This window comes from Neobacillus sp. BP17 (assembly GCF_059579525.1).
In genome coordinates this window covers 3,369,624-3,384,987 of record NZ_CM184198.1, presented here as the reverse complement: position 1 = coordinate 3,384,987, position 15,364 = coordinate 3,369,624, and the positions used below count along the sequence as shown (strand labels likewise).

Sequence of the window (15,364 nt, the reverse complement as noted above, 5' to 3'; positions counted from 1 at the left end):
AGGAGATTAAATCATGAACGTTACACAAAAGTTTGATAGGTATACGACGGCTGACGCTTTAATGGAAGCGCTTCAGGAAGTTGGCATTTCCTACTTGTTTTGCAATCTGGGCAGCGATCATCCTTCGATGATTGAAGCCTTGGCAAAGGCCAAGGAGGAAGGGAAGGAACTTCCCAAGGCTATCATTTGTCCGCACGAAAGTGTCGCTTTATCCGCGGCTCAAGGGTATGCGATGCTGTCCGGCCAGGCGCAGGGCGTGATCATTCATACGGATGTGGGGACTCAAAATCTGGGAGGTGCTGTTCATAATGTATTCCGAGCTCGCGTTCCAGTGTTCATTTTCGCAGGAGAAACACCGATTACTATGGACGGAGAGCTTCCTGGCAGCCGCAATTCCTATGTGAATTACCTGCAAAATGTATACGATCAACGAGGAATCCTCAGGTCCTATGTCAAATGGGAATCAGATATCAGAACGGGAAAGAACGTTAAACAGCTCATTTACCGGTCGATGCAGATGGCTAAAAGCGATCCGGCTGGCCCCGTTTATTTGACCGGTGCAAGAGAAGTTCTAGAGGAAAATGTGGAGAGGCTGCCGGATTCTTGGGGGGAATGGGCGCCAATTGAACCGTCCTCTATCCCTATATGGGGACTTGACGAAATTGTAAGGGCTTTATTAGAAGCTCGAAATCCATTGGTGATTACTTCCTATTTAGGCAGAATGACGAAGTCGGTCCCGCAACTGGTTGAGTTTTGTGAAAGACTTGCGATACCTGTAGTCGAGCAAATTCCTACTTACGTAAATTTCCCGAGGGATCACCCACTGCATCTTGGGTATGATCCGAACCCACTTATTCCCGAAGCGGACGTCATTATCGCCATTGATACAGATGTCCCTTGGGTGACTACACAGGTTCAACCAAAGGGTGATTGCAAAGTCTACTACATTGATTTAGATCCAATCAAGGAAGAAATGCCATTATGGCACATTCCCGCGATGAAAAATTATCGTGCCGATGCATATGCCTCCTTACTTCAATTAAATGGCGCTCTAGCCCAGCTGGATATTAATGAGGAGCAAGTACAAGAGCGTTATTTTCGTTTAGCGAAGCATCATGATGAGCAACGTGTAGCTTGGAAGCAGGAAACACAGATAGAAGGAAATACAATTTCGCCAGAATGGCTTACTGCTTGTTTAAGAGAAGTGGTGGACGAAGAGACAATCATATTAGATGAGACGATTACGAATACCATGACGGTAGCCAAACATTTGCCGCGCTCCAAGGAAGGAACCATGTTTTCAAGCGGCGGTACTTCCTTGGGGTGGAATGGCGGCGCAGCCATTGGAATGAAGCTTGCAGATCCAACGAAAACGGTAGTGACCTTAACCGGTGACGGTTCATACTTATTCAGCGTTCCGTCATCCGTTCACTGGATGTCGCGCAGATATCAAGCTCCATTTTTAACCGTCATTTACAACAATGAAGGCTGGAATGCAACGAAGCAGAATCTATTAAAACGGTATCCGGATGGTATAGCCAAAAAAACAGACAGTTACTGGGTGAATTTTGATCAATCTGCCGATCTAGCAAAAATAGCTGAAGCGGCAGGTGGGGCATACGCGAGGATGGTGACAGATCCGAGGGAGTTACTTGAAGTATTACAGCTGGCCATGAATGAAGTGAAAAACGGGAAATCAGCTGTGGTGGATGTCCGCCTGGCCAAAATATCGAATCAGAAAGATTATTAATTTGAGTTTTTCTGAGAGTTTGATTTCATTGGGAGGTGATGAACGGTTAACCACGTGCTTTTTTTAAACTATGAAAGCTGTGAAATTTTTAAGTAGGGGGAAGGTTGAAAAATGAAAAAATTCGTTATGCTTTTTTTGTCAGCTTTACTTATTGTACTGGCAGGTTGTTCTGACTCTTCCAAATCAACGGGTTCGAATGCAGTGACGGCAGCCAATAATGAAAAACAAACCAAAATCGATTATCCTAAAAGACCGATTGAAGTACTCGTGCCATTTGCTGCGGGCGGCTCTACAGACATTGGTGCCCGAATCCTGGAAAAATACCTTCCTAAATATTTGCCAGATGCTCAGCTAGTGATAGTGAATAAACCAGGCGGCAGCGGCTCGATTGCGATCACAGATTTGTTTAACTCCAAGCCTGATGGATACACCATTGCAATGTCTACTCACCGTGCTATTTCCATGCAGCCTTTGTATGGAAATGTGAAATACTCATATGACAGTTTTCAACCTATCTCAAAAGTATTCGGAAACCAGCAAATCATGATTGTGAAAGCAGATGCACCTTGGAAAACGTTTGAAGAATGGCTTGATTATGTGAAGAAGAATCCTGGTAAATTTTCATATGGTGTAGCCGGGGGGATTGGTTCAGGGGCTCATCTTCCGATGGCAGAACTTGAAAAGATGGCACATCTTGAGGCCAAGGCGGTATCATTTGAAGGAACGCCTCCAGCAATCACAGGAGTTCTAGGCGGTCATGTTCAAGGTGCTATGGTACAGCCGAGCGATGCCAAAGCGCTTATTGAATCTGGAGAGCTCCGCGCAATATTTAATGCCGCAAGTGTACCTGTTCCATATTTTCCAGATATTCCTTTGTTGAAAGATAAAGGCTTCGATATTGCAATCGATAGCAATACCTCGCTTTTCGCACCGAAGGGTGTGCCAAAGGAAATCATTACGATGCTAGAAGAAGCGGTTAAGAAAACAATGGAAGATCCTGAAGTGTTAAAAGAGTTCGAGCATGCCTCTTTACAGACTCAATATGGCAGTCCTGAGGTTGTCCAAAAAGAGGTAGATGGAGAGAATGTAAGATTTGGCAAAATGTTGAAAGAACTCGGACTAATCAAATAAGACCACGTTATTGAAACATCCGTGGGTTTTCAGGTTGACTCCTGAATTCCCACCATTTTCAATTTGTTCATGGAAGGGGATAATTTCAATCATGAGTAATTACAAGTCAGGGATATGGGCTGGTGCAGTCATTTTCCTTCTAGCTCTTTTCTTGTTTGTACTGTCCTTACAGTATTCCTATTCTAGTGCTCTTGGACCGGGACCGGGTTTTTTTCCTACTTGGTTGAGCGCTATCCTGATGGCACTCGCGATTTGGTATATGTATGATAGCGTGAAAGGGAAAAATGCAAGCAGTGAATCATGGCCAACTGGACGTTCTCTCAAACATATTTTATTTATCGTTATCAGTTTGGTCCTTTTCGTAATAATCTTTTCATTATTCGGATTCCTACTTGCGGGTGTTATTTTTTTGGCTATGTTGTTCTATAAAGAGTATAAATGGTACACCACCTTATTGATGTCTGTGGGAATAACAGTATTCATTTACTGGTTGTTTAATACAATCTTAAAGGTGTACTTACCTTTAGGCGGGATACTATTTTAGGGGGACAGATAAATGGATTCATTGTTATTGCTTTTGCATGGATTTGAAACGGCTATGAGCTGGTCAAATCTTCTCTACTGCCTTATTGGAGTAATGCTTGGGATGGTCATCGGTGTACTCCCTGGACTTGGTCCAGTATCTGGAACTACTTTACTTATTCCCCTTACTTTCGGGATGGAGCCAGTCTCTGCTATTATTATGCTTTCCGGAATCTTTTATGGTTCGATGTATGGTGGAACGATTACCTCTGTATTAGTGAACGTGCCAGGTGAGGCGGCATCGGTCATTACATGTATCGACGGGTACGAGATGACGAAAAAGGGGCGTGCGGGTGTAGCTCTTGGGGTGTCAGCAATTGGTTCGTTTATCGGTGGGATAGTTGCAGTAACAGCACTTACATTTGTGGGTCCTGTTCTGTCTAAATTTGCTTTGAAGTTTGGTCCTCCGGAGTTCTTTGCAATTATGCTGCTTGGCATGCTGATGATTGTGGCATTGATGGGAAAGTCTTTGGTCAGGGGATTAATTGCTGCATTCCTTGGTTTATTGCTGGCCATGGTAGGACAAGACATGGTCACCGGAGAATTCCGTTTCACATTTGGCTCCATCGAGTTGATGGATGGAATTGATTTTGCAGTCATGGCCATGGGTCTGTTTGGAATTTCTGAAATTTTGCTGAATGCGGAAAACCCAGCGAAAGTTACCAAACCAGAAAAGGTCAAAGGACTTCTTCCTAGGCGGGATGAATGGGGAGCAACTTTAAAATCTATCGGAAGGGGAACTGGCATCGGAATGCTTCTCGGAGTCATCCCAGGTGCAAATTCCATTATCGCGTCAACCTTTTCCTACATTGTAGAAAAAAAGGCTGCAAAGGATCCATCGCGCTTTGGAAAGGGAGCGATCGAGGGAGTAGCCGGCCCTGAAACGGCTAATAACGCTCACAGCGGCGCGGCCTTGATTCCATTATTTTCCTTAGGTCTGCCTAGCTCGCCGACTATGGCGGTCATTTTAGGAGCATTCATTATGCACGGTTTAACGCCTGGGCCAGCCCTGTTTACGAAAAATCCGGACTTTGTTTGGGGCTTGATTGCCAGTATGTTTATTGGGAATGTTTTATTACTTATCATGAACATGCCTTTAGTTGGTATGTGGGCCAAAATTGCGATGATACCATATAAATTATTGTTTCCAATTATCCTGATGGTCATCTTGGTTGGAACCTACAGTCTAAATGGCAGCCTTTGGGATGTTGGGATGATGCTGATGTTTGGGGTTATTGGTTATATCATGAAAAAATTGGATATCCCTATGTCCGCGATGATTGTAACTTTTATATTGGGGTCACAATTGGAGACTTCAATGCTGCAATCCTTATCTATTTCAACCGAAGGGTTTCTTATCTTTTTTACGGAGCCGATTTCAGCCGTTATCATGGGTATTGCCCTCATTATATTTGCCATTAGCGTCTATAGCGGAGTAAAAAATAAGCGTGGGAATCTGGCAGACGATGTTGAAATGTAATATAGGAGTGAATGAAAGAAATGGACATAACGGGGGTGATTGCATATGAAGGTGAACTTGTTTATCAACAATGAGGATGTGACAACAGAACATTATGATGAAGTGAAGGACCCAGGCAGATTAAGTGAAGTAGTTGGTTATATCGCGAGAGGAGATGCAAACCATATTGATGCAGCTGTGCAGTCTGGGCATCGAGCCTTCCAATCCTGGAGCCAAACTTCACTTGAAGAAAGAATGTCAATCCTATTGAAATCTGCGGAAGAAATTGAGAGAAATGCGTTTTTCATCGCCAGTGTGACGGCTAAAGAAAACGGCATCCTGCTTGGCAGGACCGTTGATGAGGTCAAGTTAGGGTTGATGGATATGAGAAATATGATAGAAATGGCGCCTTCTGCCTTTCAAAAGAGAATCATAGAGGATGAAGGCGGTTGGGTAAGCATAGTGAAGAGGCCGATGGGTGTGATTGCTTGTATCGTTCCGTGGAATGCCCCTATCATTCTGACCTTACAAAAAATAACGCCCATCCTCCTTGCAGGCAATCCAATTGTTGTCAAGCCGTCTCCAACTGCTTCAATGGGCGTAGTAACGTTATTAAGAACCATGGCGGAATTTTTCCCTCCAGGTGTAATTAATGTTGTTCTTGGAGGAGGCGATGTAGGAAGTGCTCTAACCTCTCATCCGCTTGTTCGTAAAATTTCCTTTACTGGGGGAGGGAATACCGCCGTGACGATCATGAAATCGGCTGCTGAAACACTCAAAGGGGTTCACTTTGAATTAGGCGGTAACGATCCGGCCATTGTACTAGACGACGCCGATCTGAATGAAGTCGCTCCTAAAATCGTCGAAGGGGCATTCCGAAGAACGGGGCAATTCTGCTTTGCGATTAAGCGAGTTTACGTTCCTTATAGTATGTATGAAGAGTTCTATGAAAAAGTTTGTGAATTATCAGATTCCTATAAAATTGGGTATCAATTGAATGAAGAGACCACAATGGGCCCTATTAACAACCAACTTCAATATCAAAGGATTAGTGAACTAATCGATAGACTCGAGGAAAGTGGGGCTAACTTAGTCAAGTTAGGGAAGGTGCTGGAACCTGAAAATTGGGATAATGGATACTATCTTCAACCAGTTGTTGTTCGAGATGTTGATCCAAACGCCGAGATTGTTACCTGTGAACAATTTGGTCCAGTGCTTCCGCTGATTCCCTATCATACGGAAGAAGAGGTTATTCAGATGGCCAACAATTCTGAATTTGGTTTGGGGTCTTCCATATGGTCTTCGGATTTTGATCGTGCATTGAGCGTTGCCAATCAAATAGAAGCGGGTATGACCTTCATAAATGGACATGGACAGACACTTTTAGGTTCAAAATACATCCCGTTTGGCGGGGTCAAGCAAAGTGGAATTGGAAGAGAAAAATCCATCGAAGTTTTTGATGAATTTATTGAATACCATGGGATTAATTTCCATAAAAAAAATAATGTTTGCTAGTTTAAAAAAGCTCTCCAAATTTGGGGAGTCCTTTTTTTATTTACCATTTTGAGGTCCTTGCACCTCTATCTTGGCGGTGAATCTATTGAATTATTACATTATTATTCTGATGAATACGATTCTTATCACTACGATTACAGGAATTAAACCTGTTGTTTCTTTATACTCCTATTCCTTAGGTCTTTCACCTCAAGAAATCAGCATAATTATTGCTAGTTCTGCTATCTGTCCGGCCCTTTTGGCCATGCATATTGGCAAATGGGTTGATCATTTAGGGACACGTCCCATGGTAATTATCGGGCATGCCATGTATTTGATTTCCTTATTGTTAACTATCATATTCCCATCCTTTTTCATTTTTTTACTCCAGCTAGCTATGGTTGGTATTGCTTCAACCTGCCTGATGCTCGCCTTGCAGAAGAGAATTGGCAGCTTAGGAGGTGACATCGATCGGATGGTGGCCAACTACAGTCTGTTTGGTTCAGTTGGCGCAATGATTGGCCCAATTATTAGTTCCGTTCTTTATGATCACTATGGGTACGATATTTGTATCATTTTTAATATGTTGCTCATTGCCATTGCATTGTGCAGTGAGATGGGTATGAGGAATTTAGATGGAGAGAGCATGCAAAAAACGGATGAGAACGAAAAAGCAAATTTGCAGGGAAGCGAATCGATTTGGACCCTCATTCGAAACCGTGACATGCGCAATGCGATTCTTATTGGGGGATTGATCTTTTCCTATAGAGAACTATTTAGCGTGTACTTTCCATTGCTTGCCGACAATATGGGCATCAGTCCAACTCTGACAGGACTTCTCCTCTCCTTCCTCGGTCTGGCCATGCTGGTTATTCGATTTACCCAAACGACTCTCGTTCGCTCTTTTGGCCGCATGAGGATACTTACGTGGTCTCTTTTCGTTACTGGTATCATTTATCTAGTTATCCCGTTCTCCCCTTGGATCGTTTTGTTATTTGGGTTGGTTGGTATTTTAGGAGCTGGTCTAGGCCTGGCGCAGCCGCTTAGCACTGCCGCGTTATTAGAGGAATCCTCACCCGACCGCCGTGGAGAAGTATTAGGAGTCCAGATGATGATTAATCGTGTTTCCCAATTTGCCATTCCGGTCATCTTTGGAGGAATTGGCGGTTTGATTGGGGTCTCAGCTATATTTTGGGGCAGCGGTCTCGTTCTTATGGCCTTTGGATATGTCACACGTCCCTTACCTGTTTATGTTAAAACGACCAAGAATCAGCAAAAGCATTTGTAATTTCTTAGAAGAATTCCTCTGTTTCCATATTTAAATCATATGGTAAGTCTATTTAATAGATATTAGTAATATGTGTTTTCTTGTGTTAAATTTTAAATATACAGATTATTCAAAAATAATTTTTGGAACCAAAAATGATTATTTTACTTTCAGGAGGTTTATATGAAAACTTTGGTGTTGCTCAAACAAACATTTGACACAGAAGAGAAAATTGTACTTAAGAATGGGAAAGTAAGTGAGGAAGGAGTTAAATTCGTCATTAATCCTTATGATGAATACGCTGTCGAAGAAGCGGTGGCGATTAAGGAAAAACTCGGTGGAGAAGTAACGGTTGTGACTGTTGGCCCGCCACGTGCTGAGGCTGCACTCCGTACGGCTTTGGCAATGGGAGCTGATAAGGCGATCATTGTCGATGATGAATCTATTTTCGGTGATGAATATATGATTTCCAAAGTATTAGCTATTGTTGCGAAAAGAGATAGTTATGATTTGATTTTAGGCGGATATATGGCGGTTGATGACGGAGCAGCTCAGGTTGGACCACGCTTAGCGGAAGAGTTAGGAATCGTTCATATCTCTACCATTACAAATCTTGAAGTCGAAGACGGTAAAGTAAGAGTAGAAAAAGACGTAGAAGGAGATATCGAAATTATTGAAGCCGCTACACCTGTACTGCTCACTGCCCAACAGGGTTTAAATGAACCACGTTATCCGTCACTTCCGGGAATCATGAAAGCAAAGAAAAAACCGATAGAACGGATTAAAGCCGCTGACCTGAGTCTGAATATTGAGGAAATTCTTTCGAAAACAGAAGTATCAGAACAATATTTGCCGCTCGAAAAAACAGCAGGAAAAATTCTACAAGGGGAACTGCCCGAACAGGTCTCTGAGCTCGTAGAATCGCTGCGCTTTGAAGCGAAGGTAGTGCAATAATCTCAATAGATAGTAAACTTTTTTGAATCTTAATCATTTAAGGGGGAAGGGCATCGATGAGTAAAGATGTATTAGTTGTTGCTGAAAAACGCAATGGTAATTTGAGAAATGTTTCTTTTGAAGCGCTTGCTGCTGCCAAAAAAATAGCGGACGGTGGAAAAGTCACGGCGGTATTGTTCGGGCAAGGGGATAACGGAGATGCGGAGCAGCTGGGGCATTATGGTGCGGCTCAAGTCTACTTGGTTACAAACGAGGAATTGAATGATTTTTCAATTGATGCTTACACGCAAGCGTTCACTGAAGTATTTAATATCGTAAAGCCTGACGCCGTATTACTCGGTCATACTGCTATGGGGCGTGATTTGGCACCACGGGCAGCAGCTCGTTTGGGGCTTGGATTAGTATCTGATTGTACCGAGGTTAACGTTCAAGGGGATGAAGTGGTCTTTGTTCGCCCGATTTACGCAGGAAAAGCGTTTCAAAAGAAAAAAATCACTAATGGAACAATTTTTGCCACCATTCGTTCTAATAATATCGACAAAGGCGAACCAGATATGGGGCGCACGGCAGAAACAATCGAACATAAAGCAGCCATTACCGATATTCGCACGGTCATTAAAGATGTCGTAAGAAAGACAGCAGGCACCATTGATTTGACAGAGGCTAAAATTATTGTTTCGGGTGGCCGGGGAGTGAAAAGTGCAGAAGGCTTCAACCCGATTCATGAATTAGCAAAAGCTCTGGGAGCGGCTGTTGGTGCGTCCCGTGCAGCTTGTGATGCAGGATACTGTGATTACTCAATGCAGGTAGGTCAAACCGGGAAAGTGGTAACACCTGATTTATATATTGCATGCGGCATTTCCGGCGCGGTGCAGCATTTGGCTGGGATGTCTAATTCCAAAATTATCGTAGCGATCAATAAGGATCCTGAAGCGCCGATTTTCAAAGTGGCTGATTATGGAATTGTAGGGGACCTATTTGAAGTGGTTCCAATGTTGACTGAAGAGTTCAATAAAGTTCCAGTATAAAGAAAAGAAAGAGGGGAAACGAACATGGCTAATATTCTTTCGGGTCTTACAGTCATTGATGTAACGCAAAACGTTGCGGGCCCATTTTGTTCACAAATGTTAGGCGATTTAGGAGCGACGGTCATCAAGATTGAACGTCCGGGACATGGAGATGATACGAGGCATTGGCATCCGCCATTATGGGGAGGGGAATCTTCCACCTTCCTGGCGTTAAATCGTAATAAGAAAAGCCTTTGTGTGGATCTTAATCATCCAGAGGGGCAGAAAATTGTCCATCAATTATGCGAGACTGCAGACATCTTTATCCATAGCTTGAAGCCAGGAAGCGAAGAATCTCGCGGACTCGGCTATGAGCAATTATCCGAAATCAATCCTTCATTAATATACGCGGCGATTAGTGCGTTCGGAGATAAGGGGAAAATGAAAAACAAGCCAGGCTACGACCCACTTATTCAGGCATACAGCGGCATTATGAGTTTGACAGGAAATGAGGGTGACGACCCAGCCCGCGTCGGCGTATCCATTGTGGATATGGCAACAGGCATGTGGTCTTTGATTGGTATACTAAGTGCCCTTCATCAACGCAACGAAACCGGCAAAGGCTGCAAAGTAGCAAACAGTCTGTTAGAAACGGGAATTGCATGGGTTACATTACAACTTTCTACGTTCATGGCATCCGGAAATCTTCCGAAGAAGATGGGAACGGGAATGGCGACGACTGCACCTTATGAAGCTTTTAAAACAAAAGGGGACCAATGGGCGATTATCGCTGCGGGAAACAATCGATTGTTTAAAAATTTATGTGCGGCGCTTGAGATGCCAGAGCTGGTCGAGGATCCTCGATTTGAATCCAATTCAACCAGGGTTCTAAACCGTAAAGAGCTTCATCATATTATTGAAGAAGTCACCTTAGGATATGAAGTGGACGACCTCGTTAACTTAATGGCGGAATACAATGTACCAAGTTGTCCAATCAATACATTGGATCGGGTGCTCCGCGATGAACAAGTGAATGCGCTTGCAATGATTAAACCAGTTGAAGATTTTAGGGTTTCTGATTTCAGAATGGTCGATCTTCCATTCCGAATCAATGAAGAACGAGGCAATCTTCAATCATTACCCCCACTGCTAGGGGAGCATACGGATGAAATTCTTAACTCATTAAATTATTCAAAAGAATTATTGGAGCAGCTCAAGAGTAAGAGCATTGTTGGTTAGGAGGTAAGACTATGACATTACCCCAACACGTTGAATTGTATGAGGTAGGGCCAAGGGAAGGCTTTCAATCGGAAGCAAGCAAGATTCCCACAGAGGATAAGATTGCTTTCGTTAATGCATTGAGCCAGACTGGACTCAAAAACATAGAGGTTACATCTTTTGTCAGTCCGAAGTGGGTTCCGCAGATGGCAGATGCGGAAATAGTATTAGCAAAGATTGAGAGAGTGCAAGGGGTGGCTTATCGTGCAGCATATCTGAATTTGAAAGGGCTGGAGCGAGCGTTAGCCAATAACGTTACATTGGACGGAAGTCTTGTTCTATCTGCAAGTGATGCCTTTTCGAGGCGGAATATGAATAAATCGATCAGTGAAATGCTGAAAGCGTTGCCAGAATGGATTGAAGCCTATCAGGCAGCAGGCATTCCTGTGAAACAGATGGGATTTATGGCATCCTTTGGCTGTAACTTTGAAGGCTACATCTATTTGGATCATTTGCTTAACATCATGGGCAAGGTCATTTCCATGGCTGAAAGTTATGGAGAACGGATTCAAAAAGTCAAATTAGCTGATACGATGGGCTGGGCCAACCCGGAACAGATTAAACGAACGGTTCGTGCCATTCAGGATAAATGGCCGGAAATTAATATACATTTGCATCTGCATGATACACGCGGACAGGGTCTCGCAAACGTATACGCTGCGCTACAGGAAGGCCTTTGGGAATTCGATACGGCGGTTGCAGGACTAGGAGGATGTCCATTTGCTGCAGTGAAAGGAGCACCAGGAAACATTTCTACAGAGGATGTCGCATTTCTGTGCGAAGAAATGGGCATTGATACCGGACTTAACTTAGAAGCTTTAGTCGAATGCTCCAAGATGGTTGAACAAATTGTGGGCCGAGAGCTTCCTGGGCATCTGTCCAAGGGCGGGGTTCTTCCTGGAATTAGACCACAATCCTGGATGCAGGTACAAGGATCATAAATTAATAGAAAAAAATAATCATAGAACGTGGAGGAATTAAAGATGGATTTTGAATTTTCTGACCTACAAAATGATATTCGCGCTGGCGTGAGAGAGGTTTGTTCCCGGTTTGATTTAGATTATTGGAGACACTCCCATGAGGAACATACCTATCCGACAGAATTTGTAAAAGCAATGAGCGATGCAGGCTGGTTAGGTGCATTAATTCCGGAAGAGTATGGTGGCTCAGGGTTAGGGTTTACAGAAGGAGCCATTATCTTAGAAGAAGTCAACCGATCTGGGGGAAACTCTAACCAGGTTCACGCTCAAATGTATACAATGGGTGCACTTCTTAGACACGGCAGTGAGGAACAAAAGCGTAAATATTTACCGCAAATTGCAAACGGTTCCTTAAGACTGCAGACCTTTGCAGTAACAGAGCCGGATGCTGGTACGGACACAACAAAAATTAAAACATTTGCCGAGAAAAAGGGAGACCGTTACATTATTAACGGCCAAAAAATCTTTATTTCCCGCTTCAATAACACAGACTTGATGCTGCTTCTGGCCCGTACAACACCTCTTGACAAAGTAGAAAAGAGAACTCACGGCATTAGCTTGTTCCTGATTGATACCCGTGAAGTTGGAAACGGAATTGAATCAACGAAAATTTCTACTATGCTAGGCGGAGACACGAATCAATTGTTCTTCAACGACCTTGAAGTTCCTGAGGAATGCTTAATTGGTGAAGAAGGAAGAGGGCTATACTGCGTGATGGACGGAATGGTCGCAGAAAGGATTCTTGTATCTGGTTCCGCTCTTGGCAACGGGAAGTGGTTTATTGACCAAGCTGTCAAGTATGCGAATGAGCGTGTTGTATTTAACCGTCCTATCGGCCAAAATCAGGGCATCCAATTCCCGATTGCTCAAGCGTATATGGAGCTTCAAGCTGCGGAGGCACTTATGTATAAAGCAGCAACTAAATTCGATAACAATCTACAGGCTGGTGCAGAAGCAAATATGGCGAAGTACCTTTGCTCTGAGGCGGCGTATCATGCGGCTGAAGCATGTATGCAAACGCACGGCGGCTATGCTGCAGCAAACGAGTATCACATTAACCGCAAGTGGATGCAAGCAAGAATGATGAAGATAGCTCCAATCTCTTCGAATCTGATATTAAGCTATGTAGGTCAGCACGTATTGAAAATGCCAAGATCATATTAAGTAAGAAGAAGTCAGGAAAGGAGAGCGAATGCTGTGAGTATAGTGCAAGAATCCTATGAAATGCTGAAGGTTGAATTTAAGGGTGAAAATAACGAAATTCTGGTTGTCACGCTAAATAGACCAGAAGTAATGAATGCGATGAATACTAAAATGCTTGAGGAAAGGCTAAGTCTTTTCCGCGACCAGGCCTATAACGAGGATTTAAGATGCGTTGTTATTACCGGAGCAGGGGAGAGAGCGTTCAGCACCGGAGGCGATTTAAAGGAACGCAACGGAATGAGTGACGGCACGTGGAAACGACAACATCATATCATTGAGGACTTGGTCCTGTTGACTCGGGAATTCCCGGTACCTATCATTGCCGCCGTGGAAGGCTATGCACTTGCTGGAGGATGTGAATTGGCACTTTCGACTGATTTTATCATTGCTTCGGAAACAGCTGTTTTCGGATTGTCGGAAGCATTAAGAGGAATTTTACCTGGTGGCGGAGGGCTGCAAAATCTGGCTCGAGCAATTGGGGTACGCCGTGCCAAAGAGCTTATCTATACAGGACGAAAAATTGATGCAGCATTAGCTTACGAATGGGGTATGGTCAACCGAGTCGTTTCCAAAGGAATAGCGCTGGAAACGGCACTGGAATTGGCAGAATTGATTGCAAACACCGCGCCAATGGCAGTAAAAGCGGCAAAAGTCTCGATTAACCAAGGATCCGAAACAGACTACCATACGGCCTACGCTCTGGATATTGCAGCATACAACCAGTTAGTGACATCGGAAGACCGGTTAGAGGGAGTGGCAGCATTTAATGAAAAACGTAGACCAAGATGGAAAAATCAATAATTTCATGACAAGGCTCGCTGCCTTTATTACGGAAACATCCTATCATCAGCTTCCAGAAGAAATGGTGGAATTAGCCAAGAGGGCCATTATTGATACGATAGGAGTAGCTTTAGCAGGATGGAATGAACCTGCTGTAGAAAAGGCTAAAAAGGTCTATGTCTCGCAGGAGAGCGGGCAGGGCGGTGTCTCTTCTCTTTGGGGGGAGCCTGTGAAAGTTGATTGCGATAAAGCAGCCATCATAAACGGGACGGCTTCCCATGTGTTGGATTATGACGATGCTTCGGTTGGTGTCGTCATCCATCCAAGTGCTCCGATTCTGTCTGCGATAACACCTCTTGCCGAGAAGCTTAAGAGCTCGGGGAAGGAGGTCATTACAGCCTATAGCATCGGCACGGAAGTTATGATCCGCATTGGGCAGGTTATGGGGATACGGCATTACAATCTCGGCTGGCATGCCACCGATACGTTGGGTACGATTGGAGCGGCTGCTGCTGCCTCATATCTGCTTCATCTCAATGCGGAGCAATGCTCCCATGCCATTGCTATCGCTGCATCGATGACAGGTGGGCTACAGAAGAATTTCGGTTCCATGACCAAGTCGCTGCATGTTGGATTGTCGGGATCACACGGCATTCAGGCGGTATTGCTTGCTAAACAGGGCTTTACAGGGAATCGTGATATTTTTGGAAAACGCGGCTTTTTCATGGCGTTTAGCGGCGGGGCCGATGAGGAGGATCTCCTGTACGCGATGAACCGCATCAGATTCGGAGAGCCTTACGATATGTTAGAGGGGTTATCCGTCAAGAAGTTCCCTTGCTGCTTTGGTACACACCGCTTTATCCAAGGGGCGCTTGATCTCAAAGCGGAATATCAGTTGAGTTTAGATGCTGTACAGGCAATTGTGCTTCGGGCACAGCCGAGAAGTCTCTTGCCTTTGGTACATTCACGTCCTGTGACAGGCTTACAGGGAAAGTTTAGTGCCGAATATACCGTCCTTGCAGCGATAGCCGATGGACATGTTCGGTTGAGCAGTTTTGAGGATGAGCAAGTGCAGCGGATGGACATTCAGAATTTGCTGCCTATGGTCAAGGTGATAGAACTGCAGGAAACGGAGGAGGACAAGCGACTCAATCGAAGATTGCCTGTAGAAATAGAAATTAAGACAAAGAACGGTCAAATGTATGCAAAAACGCTTCAACATTCACCGGGTTCCAAAGAATACCCACTGTGCGAAAAAGAGCACCGAGAGAAGTGGATCAGTTGTTTGAGTCATTACGCCCAGTCCTTTCTTAATTATGGCATCATGGAGCAAATCGCCCATGAACTATATGATCAAGGTTTACGAATCGACACATTCACATACTTCAGTGATTGGATAAACGAGATACACAACCATTTAAATGATTATAACAAAAACAAATGATTTGATTTCAATGTAAGAATCAAATGGAAGGAGTA

Annotated in this window: 13 protein-coding genes; all 13 read left to right on the top strand. The window is 44.0% G+C overall.

Translation table 11 applies throughout. The features are described from left to right. Positions 1 to 13 precede the first annotated feature (13 nt). The 13 genes from AC4QJR_RS16340 to AC4QJR_RS16280 all read left to right on the top strand — a co-directional run bounded on the left by AC4QJR_RS16340 (position 14) and on the right by AC4QJR_RS16280 (position 15,329). Entirely contained in the window at positions 14 to 1,750 is a 1,737-nt protein-coding gene (locus AC4QJR_RS16340) for a thiamine pyrophosphate-requiring protein (protein WP_496523536.1), read from the top strand. A gap of 111 nt (positions 1,751 to 1,861) precedes the next feature. Beyond that, on the top strand, positions 1,862 to 2,881 hold the full coding sequence (locus AC4QJR_RS16335) for a tripartite tricarboxylate transporter substrate binding protein (RefSeq protein WP_496523535.1): 1,020 nt from the start codon (positions 1,862 to 1,864) through the stop codon (positions 2,879 to 2,881). Between the two features lie 91 nt (positions 2,882 to 2,972). Beyond that, positions 2,973 to 3,425, top strand: a complete 453-nt coding sequence (locus AC4QJR_RS16330; protein ID WP_375375582.1) for a tripartite tricarboxylate transporter TctB family protein — start codon at positions 2,973 to 2,975, stop codon at positions 3,423 to 3,425. 12 nt (positions 3,426 to 3,437) lie between these two features. Beyond that, positions 3,438 to 4,943 (top strand): tripartite tricarboxylate transporter permease, encoded by a 1,506-nt coding sequence (locus AC4QJR_RS16325; RefSeq protein WP_496523534.1) that lies wholly within the window; start codon positions 3,438 to 3,440, stop codon positions 4,941 to 4,943. A gap of 45 nt (positions 4,944 to 4,988) precedes the next feature. Further along, complete coding sequence (locus AC4QJR_RS16320; RefSeq protein WP_496523533.1) at positions 4,989 to 6,437, top strand: aldehyde dehydrogenase family protein; 1,449 nt, start codon at positions 4,989 to 4,991, stop codon at positions 6,435 to 6,437. A gap of 85 nt (positions 6,438 to 6,522) precedes the next feature. Further along, the gene (locus tag AC4QJR_RS16315) at positions 6,523 to 7,704 is read left to right on the top strand and encodes an MFS transporter (RefSeq protein ID WP_496523532.1); all 1,182 of its coding nucleotides are present in this window, start codon (positions 6,523 to 6,525) and stop codon (positions 7,702 to 7,704) included. A gap of 162 nt (positions 7,705 to 7,866) precedes the next feature. Continuing rightward, positions 7,867 to 8,637, top strand: coding sequence for an electron transfer flavoprotein subunit beta/FixA family protein (locus tag AC4QJR_RS16310; protein WP_375375586.1), 771 nt, complete (start codon positions 7,867 to 7,869; stop codon positions 8,635 to 8,637). A gap of 56 nt (positions 8,638 to 8,693) precedes the next feature. Beyond that, the gene (locus AC4QJR_RS16305) at positions 8,694 to 9,665 is read left to right on the top strand and encodes an electron transfer flavoprotein subunit alpha/FixB family protein (RefSeq protein ID WP_496523531.1); all 972 of its coding nucleotides are present in this window, start codon (positions 8,694 to 8,696) and stop codon (positions 9,663 to 9,665) included. 24 nt (positions 9,666 to 9,689) lie between these two features. Further along, the gene (locus AC4QJR_RS16300; RefSeq protein ID WP_496523530.1) at positions 9,690 to 10,883 is read left to right on the top strand and encodes a CaiB/BaiF CoA transferase family protein; all 1,194 of its coding nucleotides are present in this window, start codon (positions 9,690 to 9,692) and stop codon (positions 10,881 to 10,883) included. A gap of 11 nt (positions 10,884 to 10,894) precedes the next feature. Beyond that, positions 10,895 to 11,863, top strand: a complete 969-nt coding sequence (locus AC4QJR_RS16295) for a hydroxymethylglutaryl-CoA lyase (protein ID WP_496523529.1) — start codon at positions 10,895 to 10,897, stop codon at positions 11,861 to 11,863. Positions 11,864 to 11,905: 42 nt separating this feature from the next. Then, positions 11,906 to 13,066, top strand: coding sequence for an acyl-CoA dehydrogenase family protein (locus AC4QJR_RS16290; RefSeq protein ID WP_375375590.1), 1,161 nt, complete (start codon positions 11,906 to 11,908; stop codon positions 13,064 to 13,066). A 33-nt stretch (positions 13,067 to 13,099) separates the two neighbouring features. Beyond that, positions 13,100 to 13,906, top strand: coding sequence for an enoyl-CoA hydratase/isomerase family protein (locus AC4QJR_RS16285; RefSeq protein ID WP_496523528.1), 807 nt, complete (start codon positions 13,100 to 13,102; stop codon positions 13,904 to 13,906). Beyond that, a complete protein-coding gene (locus tag AC4QJR_RS16280; protein WP_496523527.1) occupies positions 13,872 to 15,329 on the top strand; it encodes an MmgE/PrpD family protein in 1,458 nt (485 codons plus the stop codon). The genes AC4QJR_RS16285 and AC4QJR_RS16280 overlap by 35 nt, the downstream gene beginning before the upstream one ends. The last annotated feature ends 35 nt before the right edge of the window (positions 15,330 to 15,364 follow it).

Excerpts from the sequence above, each read along its gene's own strand:
- AC4QJR_RS16320 (WP_496523533.1), top strand. The coding sequence starts at position 4,989 with ATGAAGGTGAACTTGTTTATCAACAATGAGGATGTGACAACAGAACAT.
- AC4QJR_RS16280 (WP_496523527.1), top strand. The coding sequence starts at position 13,872 with ATGAAAAACGTAGACCAAGATGGAAAAATCAATAATTTCATGACAAGG.
- AC4QJR_RS16325 (WP_496523534.1), top strand. The coding sequence starts at position 3,438 with ATGGATTCATTGTTATTGCTTTTGCATGGATTTGAAACGGCTATGAGC.
- AC4QJR_RS16305 (WP_496523531.1), top strand. The coding sequence starts at position 8,694 with ATGAGTAAAGATGTATTAGTTGTTGCTGAAAAACGCAATGGTAATTTG.
- AC4QJR_RS16310 (WP_375375586.1), top strand. The coding sequence starts at position 7,867 with ATGAAAACTTTGGTGTTGCTCAAACAAACATTTGACACAGAAGAGAAA.
- AC4QJR_RS16330 (WP_375375582.1), top strand. The coding sequence starts at position 2,973 with ATGAGTAATTACAAGTCAGGGATATGGGCTGGTGCAGTCATTTTCCTT.
- AC4QJR_RS16335 (WP_496523535.1), top strand. The coding sequence starts at position 1,862 with ATGAAAAAATTCGTTATGCTTTTTTTGTCAGCTTTACTTATTGTACTG.
- AC4QJR_RS16300 (WP_496523530.1), top strand. The coding sequence starts at position 9,690 with ATGGCTAATATTCTTTCGGGTCTTACAGTCATTGATGTAACGCAAAAC.
- AC4QJR_RS16290 (WP_375375590.1), top strand. The coding sequence starts at position 11,906 with ATGGATTTTGAATTTTCTGACCTACAAAATGATATTCGCGCTGGCGTG.
- AC4QJR_RS16340 (WP_496523536.1), top strand. The coding sequence starts at position 14 with ATGAACGTTACACAAAAGTTTGATAGGTATACGACGGCTGACGCTTTA.
- AC4QJR_RS16295 (WP_496523529.1), top strand. The coding sequence starts at position 10,895 with ATGACATTACCCCAACACGTTGAATTGTATGAGGTAGGGCCAAGGGAA.